At 28.6% G+C, this 18,197-nt stretch carries 16 protein-coding genes and 1 pseudogene; 13 read left to right on the top strand and 4 right to left on the bottom strand.

What is annotated here, in order from left to right:
• Positions 1 to 80: 80 nt before the first annotated feature.
• Complete coding sequence (locus psyc5s11_RS09480; protein ID WP_224037346.1) at positions 81 to 608, bottom strand: hypothetical protein; 528 nt, start codon at positions 606 to 608, stop codon at positions 81 to 83.
• Between the two features lie 773 nt (positions 609 to 1,381).
• Here psyc5s11_RS09480 and psyc5s11_RS09485 point away from each other — a divergent pair.
• The 5 genes from psyc5s11_RS09485 (at position 1,382) to psyc5s11_RS09505 (ending at position 6,117) form a co-directional block, all read left to right on the top strand.
• Positions 1,382 to 2,395 (top strand): pirin family protein, encoded by a 1,014-nt coding sequence (locus tag psyc5s11_RS09485; RefSeq protein WP_224037347.1) that lies wholly within the window; start codon positions 1,382 to 1,384, stop codon positions 2,393 to 2,395.
• A gap of 98 nt (positions 2,396 to 2,493) precedes the next feature.
• The gene (locus psyc5s11_RS09490) at positions 2,494 to 2,910 is read left to right on the top strand and encodes an acyl-CoA thioesterase (RefSeq protein WP_224037348.1); all 417 of its coding nucleotides are present in this window, start codon (positions 2,494 to 2,496) and stop codon (positions 2,908 to 2,910) included.
• Between the two features lie 290 nt (positions 2,911 to 3,200).
• Positions 3,201 to 3,812, top strand: a complete 612-nt coding sequence (locus tag psyc5s11_RS09495; protein WP_224037349.1) for a superoxide dismutase — start codon at positions 3,201 to 3,203, stop codon at positions 3,810 to 3,812.
• Between the two features lie 487 nt (positions 3,813 to 4,299).
• Complete coding sequence (locus psyc5s11_RS09500; RefSeq protein ID WP_224037350.1) at positions 4,300 to 5,088, top strand: tetratricopeptide repeat protein; 789 nt, start codon at positions 4,300 to 4,302, stop codon at positions 5,086 to 5,088.
• A 282-nt stretch (positions 5,089 to 5,370) separates the two neighbouring features.
• Positions 5,371 to 6,117 carry a GH25 family lysozyme gene (locus psyc5s11_RS09505; protein ID WP_311196422.1) on the top strand — a complete coding sequence of 249 codons (747 nt, stop codon included), beginning with the start codon at positions 5,371 to 5,373 and terminating at the stop codon, positions 6,115 to 6,117.
• Positions 6,118 to 6,306: 189 nt separating this feature from the next.
• Here psyc5s11_RS09505 and psyc5s11_RS09510 read toward each other — a convergent pair whose 3' ends face one another.
• Complete coding sequence (locus psyc5s11_RS09510) at positions 6,307 to 6,786, bottom strand: hypothetical protein (RefSeq protein ID WP_224037351.1); 480 nt, start codon at positions 6,784 to 6,786, stop codon at positions 6,307 to 6,309.
• A gap of 489 nt (positions 6,787 to 7,275) precedes the next feature.
• Positions 7,276 to 7,848: a Uma2 family endonuclease gene (locus psyc5s11_RS09515; RefSeq protein ID WP_224037352.1), complete on the bottom strand. Its 573-nt coding sequence runs from the start codon at positions 7,846 to 7,848 to the stop codon at positions 7,276 to 7,278.
• A gap of 91 nt (positions 7,849 to 7,939) precedes the next feature.
• Here psyc5s11_RS09515 and psyc5s11_RS09520 point away from each other — a divergent pair.
• From psyc5s11_RS09520 to psyc5s11_RS09525, 3 genes and pseudogenes are all read left to right on the top strand, one after another.
• A pseudogene (locus psyc5s11_RS09520) lies at positions 7,940 to 8,698 on the top strand (Rpn family recombination-promoting nuclease/putative transposase); the annotation flags it as partial.
• The gene (locus psyc5s11_RS27850) at positions 8,678 to 8,863 is read left to right on the top strand and encodes a DUF4351 domain-containing protein (RefSeq protein ID WP_258712462.1); all 186 of its coding nucleotides are present in this window, start codon (positions 8,678 to 8,680) and stop codon (positions 8,861 to 8,863) included. The pseudogene psyc5s11_RS09520 and the gene psyc5s11_RS27850, both read left to right, overlap by 21 nt.
• Before the next feature lie 306 nt (positions 8,864 to 9,169).
• Positions 9,170 to 9,994: an EFR1 family ferrodoxin gene (locus tag psyc5s11_RS09525; protein WP_224037353.1), complete on the top strand. Its 825-nt coding sequence runs from the start codon at positions 9,170 to 9,172 to the stop codon at positions 9,992 to 9,994.
• Positions 9,995 to 10,083: 89 nt separating this feature from the next.
• Here the strand turns inward: psyc5s11_RS09525 and psyc5s11_RS09530 are convergent, their stop codons facing one another.
• Positions 10,084 to 10,779: a M23 family metallopeptidase gene (locus psyc5s11_RS09530; RefSeq protein WP_224037354.1), complete on the bottom strand. Its 696-nt coding sequence runs from the start codon at positions 10,777 to 10,779 to the stop codon at positions 10,084 to 10,086.
• Between the two features lie 568 nt (positions 10,780 to 11,347).
• Here psyc5s11_RS09530 and psyc5s11_RS09535 point away from each other — a divergent pair.
• From psyc5s11_RS09535 to psyc5s11_RS09555, 5 genes are all read left to right on the top strand, one after another.
• Positions 11,348 to 13,882 (top strand): DEAD/DEAH box helicase family protein, encoded by a 2,535-nt coding sequence (locus tag psyc5s11_RS09535; protein WP_224037355.1) that lies wholly within the window; start codon positions 11,348 to 11,350, stop codon positions 13,880 to 13,882.
• On the top strand, positions 13,869 to 14,180 hold the full coding sequence (locus psyc5s11_RS09540; RefSeq protein ID WP_224037356.1) for a nucleoside triphosphate pyrophosphohydrolase: 312 nt from the start codon (positions 13,869 to 13,871) through the stop codon (positions 14,178 to 14,180). The genes psyc5s11_RS09535 and psyc5s11_RS09540 overlap by 14 nt, the downstream gene beginning before the upstream one ends.
• A 237-nt stretch (positions 14,181 to 14,417) precedes the next feature.
• Entirely contained in the window at positions 14,418 to 15,554 is a 1,137-nt protein-coding gene (locus psyc5s11_RS09545; RefSeq protein ID WP_224037357.1) for an ABC-three component system protein, read from the top strand.
• Positions 15,551 to 16,048, top strand: coding sequence for a three component ABC system middle component (locus tag psyc5s11_RS09550; protein ID WP_224037358.1), 498 nt, complete (start codon positions 15,551 to 15,553; stop codon positions 16,046 to 16,048). The genes psyc5s11_RS09545 and psyc5s11_RS09550 overlap by 4 nt, the downstream gene beginning before the upstream one ends.
• Before the next feature lie 10 nt (positions 16,049 to 16,058).
• Entirely contained in the window at positions 16,059 to 18,008 is a 1,950-nt protein-coding gene (locus tag psyc5s11_RS09555) for a DUF3732 domain-containing protein (protein ID WP_224037359.1), read from the top strand.
• Positions 18,009 to 18,197 lie beyond the last annotated feature (189 nt).

Below are 18,197 nucleotides of genomic sequence, written 5' to 3' on the forward strand. Positions count from 1 at the left end.
AACTATGATTTTAATAATCTCCCCATAGTTTCGATTGTTTTAATTGAGACTATGGGGGGATTTTTGATACTTAAAATAATTCACTTATTTGTACCTTCAAGATATTCATAATAATAACGAATAGCCTCATCAACAATAGTATTTAAATAAACATTGTCATCATTATGAATAACTTTAATTTTGCTTAAGATTCTTACAGTAGAGCGTCTTAAGGTATAAGTTCTTATCATATCATATACTTCCCCATTAACTGGTGGAGTCCTGCCATTTGGATTAGCTTTTAAGGTTCTGTTATCTAAAATATCATTTTTATTATCATGGCTTTGGCAGCTTTTATCATCAGTTGGATTTGATTTACTCACAAGATTAACAATGGGATTTTTATTAAGATTTAAATCTATTTCACCAGCTTCCGAAAAGTTCTGAGCTGTTATAGGAATCTCCATTAGTTCATCTTCAGAGTCAAAGGAAAATGATTTTAAAAGAGTACCTTCTATTTTTAGTTCACCCTCAGAAAAATTAAATATTTCTTTTGATTCGACTTCATTAACGCAAAAATCATCTTTGATTTTATCTTTACTTTTTGATTTATTTGTAGTTAAACTCATTGTTGCGTCCCCCTTAAAATATATTTAGAATAAATAATAGCTTCAATTAATATATATAAAGTTTTAGAAAAATATAAATGGTTAAAAAGGAAAAAATAAAAATTTTTTTAAATAAATCCATAAACCTTTGAAAAAAGAAATATGTTTTTAAAGATTTAAAGAAACCTTTTAAAAAAGAAATAATGTTTTAAAGTTTCCAATAAATATTTAAAAAAAGGAATATGTTTTTAAAGATAAATGTTTTACAATTTAAAAAGGAAAAAAGTTAAGAATACAACAATATAAAAAGATAACAATATAACAATTTATAGGAAACATCAGGGTTTTGGGGCTTTTTGCTATAATTTATGTATGCAAAATATAGAGAATATAAAAAATGGATAAAATGAAGGATTAGGTTATGAAGAATATTTAAATTCATAAGTCCACATTAGAACTTGTGAAGCCACAAGCTTGTATTATAAATACTTCAATGGTGCTATTATCAATGAACTTGATTTAATTGAAGCAATTAGGAATGAAAAAATTTCAGGTGTAGCCATTGATGTTTAGGAACAAGAGCCTCCAGAATTAAATAATCAACTTTTTAATATAGTAGCTAAAGAAAATCTTTGAAAAGCTTTGAAATATCCTAAAAAAATATACAAGTAAGAAAAGTTATGATACAATCAAATCAATAGATAATGATTATTAATTAATAATTTTTGAATTGTTAATTAAGATAGAGTTAATAGCATAGGTACAGACAATAGGTGTTTAAGGAGGTCAAGATAATGAAGAAAAATGTACTTGAAATAAATAAATTAACTTCTCAATGGAGGACAAATGATCCTTTTATATTTTGTGCACATCATAAGGATGCTTATCCAAATGGAAATAATGAAATGGGACCAAATGCCTCTCTAGAAGGTAGGAATATTGGCAATGACTTTCAGGGAATAAATGGCTTTAATATGTATCACGGTGATACTATTCCAGGATTTCCACAACATCCACATAGAGGTTTTGAAACAGTTACAATAGTGTTAGATGGATATGTTGATCATGCAGATTCAGCAGGTGCTACAGGTAGATATGGAGCTGGGGATGTGCAGTGGCTTACTGCTGGCAAAGGCTGTAATCATACAGAAATGTTTCCTTTAATCAATACAGAAAAAAATAATCCATTAGAATTGTTTCAGATTTGGGTCAATCTACCTAGAAAAGATAAATTTGTAGAACCACATTATAAAATGCTTTGGGCAGAAGATATACCAGTTATACAATCTAAAAATGATGCAGGTAAAACAAGTACTATAAGGCTGATTTCAGGCTCTTATAATGGTACTAAAAGTTTGGATTCTTCGCCTAATTCATGGGCAAGGAAAAAGGATAACAATGTAGGAATCTGGCTTATTCGCATGGAACCTGAGGCTAGTATAGAGCTTCCTAAAGTATCTTCTACATTAAACAGAACTGTTTACTTCTATGAAGGAGATAAAATAAATATTAATGAAACAAGTGTTGAAGTTTATCATAGTGTAAAACTTGCAGGAGATGAAATAATAGAAATAAAGAATGGTAAAGTGGAAAGCTATCTACTGCTTTTAGAGGGAGAACCAATTGGAGAACCTGTTGTAAGTTATGGACCTTTTGTAATGACATCTGATAAAGAAATTAAGGATGCTTTTGCTGATTATAGAAGCACTGGATTTGGAGGATGGCCATGGGAACGTGATGATTTTGTTCATCCAAGAGAAAAAGGAAGATTTGCACAATATCCTGATGGTAAAATAGAATATAGATAATATTTATAAGGAGCTTCACAATTAATTTAATTGGATAGTAAGATAAAAACATCACGATTTAGATTACATGGCAGTTTGCCTAAAAAGGAGTGTATTAATTGTATATTAGCGAAACAAAAATTGTAGTAAGGTATGCAGAAACAGATCAAATGGGGATAGTGCATCACTCTAATTATTTAATTTGGTTTGAAGCAGGTAGAACAGATTTTATAAAAGGAAGTAAAATGAGTTATAGCGAAATGGAAGAAGAAGGTATATTGATACCTTTAGCTGAGAGCAGTTGCAAATATATTATTGGAGCAAAATATGAGGATGAATTAATTATTAAAACTTGGGTTAAGGAATTAACACCAATTAAAGTAGAATTTAATTATTCAGTAATTAGAGAAAAGGATCAAAAAGAGATTGCTAAAGGAAGCACTTTACATGTATTTGTAAGCAAAAGTTTTAAGATAATTAATATAAAAAAAAATCATCCAAAAATATTTGAAAAATTACAATCCTTACACACATAAAAAGAAGTTGAAATACATAAAAAACCTCGATTTCTCGAGGTTTTTTTGTTTTAATAAGTTAATAAATGCCATTCTGAGCTATAATGATTTATTCTGTTATAATAAATTTATATTGAATAGAGCTGTTAAATTTCCATTATTGGAAGCTAAAATTATAGTGGGTGGATTTTTGGAGATGAAAAGAGTAAAAATCTGATATTAATTTCAAATCGTTATCAAATACTATTGATTATTGTTATCAACTGTGTTAATATTGAAACATAGAAAATAAATGTTTGGAGGTAGAGGAAATGAAACATGAATTACCACAATTAGAATATAAATATAATGCGTTAGAGCCATATATAGATGAAACTACAATGACAATACATCATTCAAAACATCATGCAACTTATGTAAATAACTTAAATGCAGCACTTGAAAATTATCCAGAACTTCAAGACAAATCAGTTGAAGAATTGGTTAAGGATTTAGAGAGTGTTCCAGCAGATATAAGAACTGCTGTTAGAAATAATGGAGGAGGACACTTTAATCATTCTCTATTCTGGAAGTTATTATCCCCAAATGGAGGGCAGGAAAAAGGAGCTCTATTAGAAGCTATAAATGCAAAATTTGGAAGTTTCGATGCATTTAAAGAAGCTTTTGCAAAAGCTGCTGCTACAAGATTTGGTAGTGGATGGGCCTGGCTAGTAGTTAACAAGGATAAGGAGTTAGAAGTTGTATCTACTGCAAATCAAGATACTCCAGTTAGTGAAGGATTGAAACCAGTATTAACATTAGATGTTTGGGAACATGCATACTATTTAAAATACCAAAACAAAAGACCAGATTATGTTGGAGCATGGTGGAGTGTTGTTAATTGGGATTTTGCTAATAAATTATATGAAGAAGCAGTGAAATAAAATTTATTTTATAAAGAAGTCTACTTGGATATATATTCAGGTAGACTTTTTTCGGTTTGTTAAAATTACAAATTAAATTTATAATTAAAGAACATGAAGGTGAAATATTATATTCTCCCGTTTCTATATGAAAAAAATATGGATTGTACAGTAAAAAATATGCTTTTGTGGTAAAATATATATAGAAAATATTGATATTATTGAACATTCTACGATTGAATTTTCATTTGATTTAGAATAAATTTTCCATATGATGATCTTTCGATTGAACCTGGAAAAACAAAATTGCAGGACTTAATTGATAATGGATTCACATATGAGTGGAGTGACACAACTAAACATTTAGAAGAAATTGATGGAAAGAAATTTATACCACTATCAATTCACTGATCAAAAAGTATTAGAGAGTGTTACACTTGATATAAATGAACATAATATGTAAAAAAATCAAAATTTCATGTAATGCTTTATGGGAGAAGAGAGAAAAATGAATAAATATTTTAAGCTTATTCTTATGTTATTATGCGGTGCAATTTTAGGAGCAATACTTAGAGTTAGTAGGATTCATATGGAACTAAAGGATTGGATAATAATTTATTTTGGTGTAGTTATTAGTGCTCTGTTATTTGTGTTCACAAGAGGTATGAATAATTTGAATTCATTATATAAAGGTGAATATAATAAGGCAATTGAAAGTTTTAAGAAAACTATGAAAAAGCATGGGAGAAATACAAAAATAGTAAATGCGATGCTATATAATATCTCAGTTTGTCACCATAGAAAAGGTGATTTTTATGAAGTGGAAAGCTGTTTAGATAAAATGGATTTAAAGAGCTGTGATGAAAATATAAAGTGGGGATACTTTTTTTTAAGGGCAAGCAGTTTAATACTTTTAGAAGAAAATGTACATGCAGCTATAGAATATTATGAAAAAGCAGTAGAACTTTTCAATCCAGAAGAAGCTTATCCTATTAGAGCCTATTTTGAAACAGTAAAAGGAAATCAAAAGGAAGCTTTAAGGTATATAGAAGCCTATGTTAATAAAGAAAAAAGGAGAAAAGTGATTTTTAGTTTGAAAAAATCTACTCTTGTTTATGACAAATTTACTTATGATATAGAATATAATTATTTTCTTGGAATGACCTATCTAAAATTAAATGAACCAGAATTAGCAAAAGAATATTTTAGTAAGGCAAGTAAGAGTCAGTATGAAAATTATTTTTCAAAGAAGGCAGGAGAATATATGGAAAAGGACTCGTTACAAAATAATAATTAAGTAACGAGTCCCTTTTTACTTTTAAGCTACATCAATTTTTGTAACATTTTTCGCTGTTAATGAAGCTACAGATTTCTTTACTAAAGCTCCAGATGCAGTAAAGAATATATTCTTTGAAATAATGGTATCCTAAAACCTATGAAGAAATGGAATTTGGTGATTGTGAAGCTGTTAAGTTATCGTGTACTCGGGAAAAACCAAACCTTAGATTTATTAACTTTGAATCAAGGAAATATGATTATAAGGAGCTTGAAAAGAAACTTTTAGGGTGGTGAGGAAAAAATGGGATATATTAAGGGAATAGATATATCAAATAATAATGGGAATATTGATTTTAGCCAAGCTGCAGCAGATGGTGTTGAGTATGTTTATGTAAAAGCTACAGAGGGCAAAACCTTTCAAGATAGCAAAATGGAAGGTTTTTATAATGAATGTAAAACAAATGGCTTAAAGGTTGGAGCATATCATTTTTTAGTTAGCACAAGCTCTCCAGAAGCACAGGCAGAAAACTTTTATAAGAAGATTAAAGATTATGAGTGGGATCTGATTCCTATGTTAGATATTGAAACTGAATTTGAAGGATTATGTGATTTTGTAATTAGATTTATGAAGGCATTTAAGGAATTATGCCCATTTCAACTAGGCATTTATTCTTATACAAGCTTTATATCTAATTTAGAAGATATACAAAACATTATAAAAGATTATCCTTTTTGGGAAGCAAATTATAATAATGATCCCTGGAACCTGCCTTCTAATTTTTTTGCATTTAGAATAGGTCATCAATATACTGAAAATGGAGAAATTCTTGGAGCACGTGGAAAATGTGATGTAAATTCATTTACGGAAGATGTTTTGCTTAAAAGCATAGGTATTACACTCGGAACTTGGAAAAATGAGAATAATAAATGGTGGTATAAGCATATGGACGGAAGTTATACTAAAGAATCATGGGAATTCATAGATGGAAAGTGGTATTTATTTGATGCTGATGGTTGGATGATTTACGATTGGAAACAGGATGAATAAAGGACGATGGAAAAGGATTATTGTTTTTATTCAAATGGCGAAATGATTCATGATAACGATATTTATGGATATAAATTTGATAGTAATGGGGTGGCTGTTAAATAAATGATGTGGATTTTTTAGACAGGGATTCCATGCGCTTCGCCTCCACCATGAAACCTACGGAAATCTTAATTGATTTTTGTAGGTTTATTCATTATTATTTTTAATATATTCATAATAATAACAAATAGCTTCATCAACAATGGTATTTAAATAAATATTATCATCACTATGAATGACTTTGATTTTACTTAAGATTCTTATAGTAGAGCGCCTTAAGGTATAAGATCTCACCATATCAAAAGCTTCACCATCAATAGACGGAGTTCTGCCATTTGGATTAGCTTTTAAGGTTCTATGATCTAAATTTTCTTTTTTATTATCAGAATCAAAGGTGCTTTTATTAGAAGTTAAATTTGATGGAGGTGTGATTAAAGCGCTTGGAGAACTTATAGATTGCTCAATAGGTTCTTCCTCAGAGTCAAAAGAAAATGACTTTAAAAGAGTTCCTTCTAATTTAAGCTCTCCTTCAGAGAAAGTAAATATATCTGCTGACTCATTTTCATTAGTAGAAAAATCATCCTTAATTTCACCTTTGCTTTTTGAATTTTTTATAGCCATGTTCATTAATATTCCCTTCCTCTCTATACTTTAATTTTCTCGTGATATCTTCTATAAATATGCAGCAATTATAGCGGGATGAAGGTCACTACTTGCAATAGATTTAATTACCCTTCATATAAGATATATAAAGATATTGAAAATATATAAATACTTTAATAGGAAAATATTAAAATTTTTTTATAGATTTATAGATTTATATATTTATAGATTTATAGATTTATAGATTTATATGAAACTATATTAAAATAAAAATAGGTTTAAATATTTCTAGGAAAATATGTTTATAGGAAAACATGTTTATAGGAATATATTTTTAAAGGTACATATGTTTAAAGAAAAATAGTTTGCTATGTAAATATGAAAATATATAAATATTTATAGGAAACATCAGGGATTGAAGAGATTTCACAACGAATATATAAAGGAGAATGGTGCTAATTTAGGACTACCATTTTAGGTAGTCCTAATTAGTTTAGAATTAAAAAATAATGATTATAGATCAATAGAATTAAAGTCGATTTCTAGGTTATCATAAATGTTTACATTAACTTTATCATTAAAGGTATAAGATGTAGGAGCATCATATCCATTTTCAGTTAATACATAAACTAATATATTCTTTTTGATAGGATTAATAATCCAATATTCTTTAACCTTAAATTTTTCATATAAATTCAATTTTCTTATATAATCATTTCTAGGACTCCCAGGAGATACAACTTCAACAATCATATCAGGTGATCCAGTGCAACCTTTATCAGTTAATTTACTTTTATCACAAATAACAGATATGTCGGGCTGAACTATATTTTTACTATTAACTAAGTCTTCATCATTATTTTTAAGTATTACATCAAAGGGTGCAGGATAAACTTTACAAGGACCATTATTGTTTTTAATGTAATTTCCTAATTCCATTAAAATTGCAGTTATTATTTCTTGGTGTATTCTACTTGGAGCTGGGCTCATATTAATAATTTCTCCTTCTATTATCTCTATTCTTTCATTTTCATCAAAGGTGAGATAATCTGTATAAGTATAAGTTTTGATTGGATCTATTAACATGAATAAACCTCCTTCATTTATATTATTGCCTAATTTAACTCTCATAATCTTTTAATAAAATAATAGCATTAATTAAGAGTTAATTCTATAAATAAAGAAAGAATTTTATGCGAGCGAATGTGAGTCGGATAAGCATATATTAATTCATTTTTTAAATGCAGTACTTGAACTTGATGGATTAGATAAAATTAAAGAGGTATCTTTTGAAGAAAAACAATTGGATGTAACACTTTTAACTAGTGAGAAGTTAAGTATTTTAGACCTACACGTAATTACTGAAACTCAAATGAATATAAAGGAAACTCGACTCACATGTGTTCGCTGAGTAAGTGATTCACACAAAATCATAGATTTTGGTTCTCTACTTAATGTGGAAATTCAGCTTATAAACCAGTATAATATGATTAAGCGAACTATATTCTACTTATCTAAAATGATATTAAGTCAGCTAAAAAAAGGTGAAGATTATTCAGCTTTGAGTAGAACTATTACCATAAACATTTTAAATTTTAATTATCTAGATGAAGATAACTTTATAAATAATTATCTTTATCATAATAAAAAAACCAAAAAAATGCTATGTGATTTATGTGAAATTATTTTTATTGAATTACCTAAATTTAATATAGCACATAAAGATTATAATGATAAACTTCATAGATGGTTAACTTTTTTAGCAAATCCAAGTGGAGAGGAGATTCATGATATGGCGAAAACTGATGGTGAAATAAAAGAAGCAATGGATGTATTATATGATATAAGTTCAGATAAAGAGCTTAGAAGATTAATTGACTTAAGAGAACTTGCTATTATGGATGAACAAAATAGATTGAATGGAGCTAACAAAGAAGGTAAATCAGAGCTTTTGATTATGCAACTAACAAAAAAGTTTAAAATACTTCCTGATGAATATAAAAATAAAATTATGACTTTACCAGAGGAAAAACTTGAAACTATTGGTATGGAGATATTTGATATGGAGTCTATTGAGGATCTAAAGAAATATATAAACTGAAAATTAAAAGTTGAAAGATTAGTTACAAAACTTACGTAACTAGTCTTTTATATTTTTAACTAAAAGTGTGTTTAAGGATATAAGTATATAACAATTTATAGGAAACATCAGGGGTTAGGGGTATTTTGAATATTTTTAAACTTGTTTTTGTATTAATGTCTAATAGTGAATATTTGTTACACAAATTATTATATGGTAATGTAATAATAATATGGTTAATGTCTAAGTAAATTGTAGTGATCGAGAAAAAAAGAGAAAAGTAGTTTTTTTCGAACAAACATTTTATTTGAAAGGTAGTGTATGTAAATGGAAACAACAATTTATGTATTTAGTGGAACAGGAACAGCGTTAGCTGTGGCAAGTAAAATTGCTAGTGAGTTAGTAGGAGAAGTAGAGATAAAATCTATTGCTAAGGAGTTAATAGAAAAAAAGGAGAATGAAATTAAAGTTGAAAGTTCCAAAGTTGGATTTATATTTCCTTGTTATTATGGTGAAATGCCAACAATTGTTACGAGTTTTGTTAGAAAATTAAATTTAGATAACACAAACTATATTTTTTCAGTAGTAACAGCAGGGGGCAACATTGGTTACAGTTTGGAATTTCTAAAAAGGGAATTAGAAAATAAGGGGAAGAAATTAAACTATGGTAAGTCAATGATAGTATCTAGTAACTATATTGTTGCATGGTATTATAATTTAATTGTTAGTAAAGGAGAGAAACTTAAGCAATCATTAAAAGATCAGGAAAATAAGTCTATTCAAATTGCTGTAGATGTAAAAGGTGAAAAAGAAGAGATTGAAAAGAGTAGTTATCTTCTTTATAAGATGCCCCATATACTAACCTCAAGTAAAATTGTAGAGGATACAAGACCTTGGGATAAAGAATTTAGTGCCAATGAGAAATGTAATGGTTGTAGTATTTGCATTAAAGTATGTTCTGTTAAAAATATTGTAATGAAAAATAATAAGCCGGAATTTCAACATAATTGCCAAAGATGTATGGCTTGTATACAGTATTGTCCTAATCAGGCAATAATGTTTAAGGGTAAACTATTGGATAAGCCTAGATACTTTCATCCTGATATTACTCATAAGGAAATGATAAAGTTTGTTCAAGAAAACAAAAATTGAATTTTAATTTAAGATTAAAAGTATGTGTATTATATTCCAAATATAATAAGAAGGAAAAAATATGGGAAGAGGATGAAGTTTCATTTTCCTTAAAAGGAACCAAACCTTATCCTATCTTTATCTGTGGGAATACCATTTACTACTTTTTGCCACTCTCCATCTTGGAATACTTCATATTGTTCAAAAGCACAAGGCAATCCGTTTGCAGTAGATATGTCACTGCTATCCATAAGCTGAAAATGCAAATGTGGAGCAAAAGAATTGCCTGAATGACCCACTTTACCAATAACTTCACCTTTCTTTACAATCTGGCCAACTGAAACCTGAATAGACCCTGTTTGAAGATGGACTAACCCAGCATATACATGGTCGCCACATTCCATAATGATGTAGTTGCCAGCAACTGATTGTATGTCGTCTTTTTTCGGATCAAAATAATGAGCATTTTTATAAGCATTAGACATATCTAAAAGCAAATTCGTTCGTCCTCGTTCTTTATAACCGTCCTCGGATTTGACAATGATCCCATCGCAAGGTGCATATACTTCTTGGCCAAAGCAATAATATTCATTTAAGGGAACACCAAAAAGAAGATATTGCGCCAAGCTAACGCGATAGGCGGGCAAGCCCTTTCTTTCCCAATCCACTTGTATAAAGTCATAAGCATATCTTGTTCCTAACTGGTCTGTTCCGTGACTTGGAATTTTTGTCCCTGGAGTGTTAGGAGAGAGCCATTCTCCCCTCAAAGGAAACTCTACAATTATGGGCTCACGCGCTTCAATCATCTCATACCTCCTATCCATCCATTCTTTACCAACATTTCCGTGCCTTTTTCCATTCCACATTGTAACTCACATTTTCAAACCCCTCTAAATAATAGTATCATATGGAGTGGAATAATTCATTAAATGATTAAAATTGTGGTGAAGGAAATGGTGATTAAGTAGAAAAGAATCAATTTACCAGAGGAAAAACTTGAAACTATTGGTACGGAGATATTTGATATGGAGTCTATTGAAGATCTAAAGAAATATATAAACTGAAAATTAAAAGTTGAAAGATTAGTTACAAAACTTACGTAACTAGTATTTTATGTTTTTAACTAAAAGTGTGTTTGGAAATATAAGTATATAACAATTTATAGGAAACATCAGTGGTTTAGAGAGGAGTTTAGTTTTAAGCTCCTATTTTTATGCTCACATATAATATATTGCATTGCAGATGTTATACAAGAAGGAATTTTGTATTTTATATAGAATATTAAGTAATAATAGTATTTTATGGGAATAAAGGCACACTTTTGGTATGATATTTTTTATGTGCCTAACTCGAATGAGAAGGGAAGCTATAATAATGGATGAGACAAAAGAATTACTACAGCAGGATAATTATTTAAGCTTTGATGATATTACGTCTAAAGGTATAATAACAAAAAGTAATTGTATTACAGGAAACACAGATCATTTTGTTGATTACTTAAGAGAATCTTTCAAGAAAGCTAGAAGTATAGATATAATAGTAGCCTTTCTAATGGAATCAGGAGTACATATACTTTCGGAAGATTTAAAACTTATAAAAGAAAAGAACATTCCCATAAGGATACTTACAGGGAATTATTTAAATATAACTCAGCCACAGGCACTTTATATGTTAAAGGATATATTTGGTGATGATGTGGATTTGAGATTTTACAAGGAGCGTAAAAGATCTTTCCATCCTAAAGCTTACATAGTTGACTATGAAACGGGTGGAGATATTTTTGTAGGCTCTTCTAATATTTCTAGGTCTGCTTTAACTAGTGGAATTGAATGGAATTATAGATTGGAGAAAGAAGCAAATGATGTGGATTATAACAGCTTTAAAGGAACTTTTGAGGAGCTGTTTCTTAATAATTCAATAATTATAGATGAAGCAGAAATGAAAAAGTATTCTGAAAGCTGGAAAAAGCCTAAGGTTTATTATGATATAGAAAAAAGTGAGGAAAAGGATCATAGTATAATTGACCTTATAAGACCTAAGGAAGCACAAATTGAGGCATTATATGAACTTAAGAAAGCAAGAGCTGAGGGTTTAGATAAGGTGATAGTTGTTGCTGCGACTGGCATAGGTAAGACGTATTTAGGGGCTTTTGATTCTTTAGAGTTTAAGAAAGTTTTATTTGTGGCTCATAGGGAGGAAATCTTAAAGCAAGCTGAAGCTACCTTTAAAATTATTAGACCTAAGGATAAAACAGGAATTTTTAATGGGATAGAAAAAAATAAGGATAAGGATATCTTATTTGCATCAGTTCAAACTTTAGGTCAAAGTAAGTATTTGAATGAGGAGTATTTTAAGAAAGATGAATTTGATTACATAATAATGGATGAATTTCATCATGCTGTAGCAGGTAATTATCAAAAGGTTTTGGATTATTTTACACCTAAATTTCTTTTGGGACTTACAGCTACGCCTGAAAGACTTGATAATAAAGATGTTTTTGCACTTTGTGATTATAATGTGGTTTATGAGCTTCGTTTAAAAGGAGCTATTGATAAAGGATTTTTAGTACCTTTTAGATATTATGGAGTATATGATGAAACTGATTATGAGAACATAATATTTAAGAATGGGAAATATGATGAGAAAAGTCTTGAAGAAGCTTTAATGATTAATAAGAGAGCAGAAGTTATCTTAAAGCATTATGAGAAATATAGAAGTGAAAGAGCTTTAGGATTTTGCACAAGTCGTAGTCATGCAGAATATATGGCTAAATATTTCCTGGAAAATAATATTAAAGCTTGCGCAGTTTATAGTGGAGAAAAAAGTGAATTTTCTATGGAAAGAAAAGAAGCTCTTGAAAAACTAAAGCTTGGGGAAATCAATGTAATATTTTCTGTGGATATGTTTAATGAAGGGCTTGATGTGCCAGAGGTTGATTTAGTTATGTTTTTAAGACCGACAGAATCGCCAACAGTATTTTTGCAACAGCTAGGGCGTGGACTTAGAAAAAGTAAGGGTAAGGAATACTTAAATGTGTTAGACTTTATAGGGAATTATAAGAAGGCAAATTTGATTCCTTTCTTCTTAACTGGGAATATAAAGGACTATGCTTCAAAGTCAAAAGGGAATTTTAATCCAAAACCAGAGGATTACCCACAGGATTGTATTGTGGATTTTGATTTTAGAATTGTAGATATATTTAAAAAGCAATCAGAAGCTGAAAAGAAGTTTACTGAGCTTAAGGATATTGTTATTAAGGGGTCTCAGTTAAGTGTTCCTAGATTTGTTGTAGAGGAATACTACAGAATCAAGGAATATATACAGGAAAGACCAAGTAGGGTACAGTTTTATACTTATTTTGATGATGAACTTTTTAAGCTTTTAAATTCTAAGAGTAATGTGTTTAGAGATTATCTTTGGTTTTTAGAGGAAATTGGAGAGGTTACAGAGGAAGAAAGTTTATTAGTTGGAACAATTGGTCATGAATTTATTAAAATGATTGAAGCAACTGTTATGACTAAAAGCTATAAAATGCCTATTCTTTTAGGTTTTTATAATGAAGGAAAGATGAAATTTAGCCTTTCAGAAGATGATGTTTATGAAAGCTTTAAAGGATTTTATGAAAAAGGTTCTAATTATATAGATTTAACTCAACATAAATCTAGTGAAAACTATAAAGGTTGGGGCAAAACTGGATTTATAACTTTAGCTAAAAATAACCCTGAAAAAGCTTTTTTATCAAGTGCGCCTGAATTCTTTTATTTGAAGGATGAATTTTATTGTTTAAATGAAAAATTAGAGGAATTTAAGGATAATGTTAGCTTTATAAAGCAATTTAAAGATGTTATTGATTATAGAACAAGAAAGTATTATAAGGAAAGGTTGGGAAAGAAAAATGAAGGTTTATAACAAATTAGTGAGGGATTTAATTCCACAGGTAATAGAGAAAAGTGGGAAGAAGTTTGATATACATATAGCAGGAAAAGAAGAGTATGGGAAATTACTTGAAGAGAAGTTGATGGAAGAAGTTAATGAATATTTGGAAGATAAGAATTTAGAGGAATTAGCGGATGTTTTAGAGGTATTGGTGGGACTTGCTGGTAGTTTGGGATATACGGAAGAGGAATTGTTTGAGAAGAGGAGGGTGAAGAAAGAGGAACGTGGGGGATTTTTTGAGGGGGTTGTTTTGGAGAGGGTTTTGGAATAGGGTTAAAAATGATTATATTAAATTCTATTTAATAAAAATAAATTTTAACTTAGGTTTATCAAGGAAGTGATCTTATTTGAGTAACGAATATTTCGTTTTCAAAAAAAGAAGTTGATTGGTGATTATTAAATGAAGGAATAAACCTACTAGAAGAATTTCAGTCTATATTTAAAGAAAGATTGAAAGAATTTTTGAAACTAGCTATAACTATAGGATATTAAAATTGGAGGTGAGTTCATGGCAACAAATGATAATACTTTAAAAACACTTGGGTTCATATATCAAACTTATATTGGGCTAATAAAATGCCTAGAAATGAAAGAAAATGATACAGTAGTTATAGAAAATTTAGGTGATGTTACTAAAATTTCAGCAAAAGGCAATTCTGAGCAAATAGAAGTAAAACATCATTTAGAGTCTAAAAGTATTTCTGACCGTAGTGATGAGATTTGGAACACAGTTTGGAATTGGTACAATAATTTTGATGAATATAAAAATATAGATGAATTTATTTTATTCACTACAGCTAATTTATCTGATAACTCTGTATTTAAAGACTGGGAGATACAAGATGAAAACAATAAATATGATACATTCAAAAATATTGGAGTAAAACCGAGGGACAAGGAGGAAAGTTTTAGAAATACATATAATAAGATTTTCAACAGTAAACACGAAATTAATAAATTGAAAGGTGTTTTAAATAGATTTAAAATTCTTTCAAAGCAAGAAACAATAAAAACAATTATTAATAAGTATGAGCTAACTACCTTTAAATTTCTTTCGGAAAAAATTATAATGGAAGAATTTGTTGCTTCTTTAATAGGAATTTTATTAACAATACCTATTAAAGCTAAAGATTGGACAATTTCCTATAAAGAATTTGATACTATTTTTAAAGAATATTCTAAAAGATTTGCAGTAGATAGTAATATACCTCTTCCAATGGAATTTGAGAATTATGAAGTAACTCAAGATGAAAATAATACTATAAAGTGCAAAAGATTTGTTGAAGAAATTAATAATATCGATTTGAAAGATGAAGTAGCTGATGCAATTAATAATTATTGTAGGACATATAAAACAATTATAGGTTATTTCAATAATAATACAGTTAAATCTAAAGACTTAAATGATTATAAAGGAGATTTAACTAAAACACTAAATTTTAGAAGGAAAAGTTATAAGGTAGAATGCCAAAATGATGATAATCGTTTGATGCCTAAGTCTCAGAAACTGTATTTTGATGCTATGGAATTGGACACTAGAAATTTAAATGGTGTTAGTAATAATAGAAGTTTTTTTCAAGCCGGAGTCATACATATTATTGTAGATGAAGGAGAGTTAAGATGGTATGTAGGTGATAAAAAATGAGTATAACACATATTGAAACATTAATTTACAATCCTATTTTCCTTAGTAAGGTTATTCAGAGTTTTATGACTGGGTATAAAAAAGATATGGATATGAAAACGGCTTTTTATATTTTGCCTATTGTTATGTACAAGGATTCGAGAGATAAACTAAATAGTGCAAGGTCTAATAGTACACTGTATTCTATATTTAGTAAAGAAGATGACTTTAAAGATTATGGAATTAAGTTGAATACAAAGTTTTGCTTAAATCAGATAATAGATATGTTTGATGATTATATAGAAATTACTAAGCAATCTATTATAGTTCTATCTAATCAACATAAAATATTTTTTAATGGCAGTAAACTAAGTTTATTAGAGAAATTTGAATATAAAAAGTCGCCTTATTTAATTCGTGAATATTTTAAATCAGCATATTATTTAGGTGAAATTTTAACTAAAATAGAGCTGATAGAATTTGAGGATTTTCTGGAAATCAAATGGGAAGCGTAGGTGAAATAGTATGAAAAGTCATATAGAATCAATTATTTTATTAAATGAAGAAAATGATAAAAAGTACGTAGATTTTAAAGAAGGCGTTAATATAATTACTGGCGAATCAAAAACAGGCAAAAGTGCATTGGTAGAAATTATTGATTATTGTTTATGCAGTTCTCGATGTACAATTCCTAAAGGAAAGATTACTGATTTTGCAACTATATTCTCAATAATTATTGTTATTAACTCTCATAGATATATAATTGCACGAAAGAGTAATTTTACTGAAAGGAAAAGAATGTATTTTTCGCATATAGATGACGGTGTAACACATGAGTCAATTACTAAAGATTTCCTTGTGGAAGAAAAATTTTGTGATTATAAAAATGTGCAAAAGCAAATTGAAAAGGTTTTGGGATTAAATGTTACTAATTTTAATGAAGATGGTGATGATACAAAAGAAAAAGCTTCTTTGAGGCATATGACATCATATATGTTTCAACATCAAAATTTGATGGCTAGTAAATTTGCACTTTTTTATAGATTTGATGATTATCAAAAGAAAAAGGATGTTATTCAACAATTTCCAATTTTCGCAGGGATGGTCGGACAAGAATACTATTCCACACTTATGTTACTAAATGGATATAAAAAAGACTTGAAAAAGCTTGTAGCTAATCAGGTGAGTAACGAAAAAATTAAAGAAGATACACGTAACAATTTATTAAATAAATTTAAAGATTATTATGCATTGATTGGAAAAGTACTAGATAAAAATATGACATTGAAGCAACTAATACAATTAGCAACTGATTTGCCAACAATTAATGATGATACTTATTCTTCTAATCAAATGGTAATTAGACATGGCCAATTAAATGAAGAAGTAGAAGAATTAAATGACCAAAAAGTTATATTAGAAAGTAGAATTTCAAAATTAGAATTGGCAGGTCAAAATAGTAAAGGATATAGTTCATCGTTAGAAATACTACAACAAAAATCGGAGTTATCAATAAACAATGTTAATAATTATATTTGTCCATTATGTAATGGAGAATGCACTGATATAAATAAGATATCGAAAAAAGTTCAAGAAGCAACATCATGGATATCCAATGAAATGAGTTTAATAGGACTGAGTACTAATAATTTTTTTGAAGAAAAAAGAAAATTAATAGAACAAAAAGAAAAAATTATAAAGGAAATTAGAAAACTGTGGATACAGATTAAAACTATTGAAAGAGAATATTTATCTAATAATGTCAGATTTGGATTAGAAAATAAACTAACGTATAGTAAAATACAAATTCAAATTTTTATCGAGACAATTAATAAAGGTCTTTTTAGTTCAATTGATACCGAAATTACTGATATTCAAGAAAAAATTACTAATTGTAGCAAAACATTGGGTGAGTTTAACCTTGAAATACTAAAGGAATCAGCAAAAAGAAATATAGATAAAAATATGAATAATTTAAAAGGCAAATTAGATTTTGAAGAGGAATTTAAAAAATATAAACTTGCCTTTAATTTGGATGAATTCGAACTTGCTTTATTTGGTAAATATCAAGGGGAAAAAGTTACTTTAAGCGAAATGGGAAGTGGAGCGAATTGGGTATCGTGTCATATTGCACTTTTTCTTAGTCTTCTTCGCTATTTTGCATCACAAGGAAACAAATCACCTATGCCATTAATAATGTTTTTCGATCAACCAAGCCAAGTATATTTTCCTCAAGATGCATTAGTTGACAATAAAAAAACTAAGTTTGAAAGTGAAAAAGATAAACAAGCAGTAACACAAATGTACAAAGTTATGTTTGATGAAATTGAAGAAATTTATAAAGATACTGGAATCAAACCTCAATTGATAGTAGTAGATCACGTTAATTCAACAACAATGCAAGGCGAACTTGAAAAGGCTAACTTTATAAAATATACTAGACGAATTTGGAGGGATGATAAGGCCTTAATCTAATTTATGGCGTATTGTTTTTGGAACACTAATATATAGAAAATAAGAGACTCTTTAGTTAGAGAAATCAAAGAAAAATTTGGTGTTAGTATCGAGGTATAAGAATTATATTGTAAAAATAAATGCAAACATAAAGTAGAAAATCTGATTATTGTAACACGAACTTAAACATAAAATGTAAAATTTAAATTT

Source organism: Clostridium gelidum (genome assembly GCF_019977655.1).
GTDB classification, from domain to species: domain Bacteria; phylum Bacillota; class Clostridia; order Clostridiales; family Clostridiaceae; genus Clostridium; species Clostridium gelidum.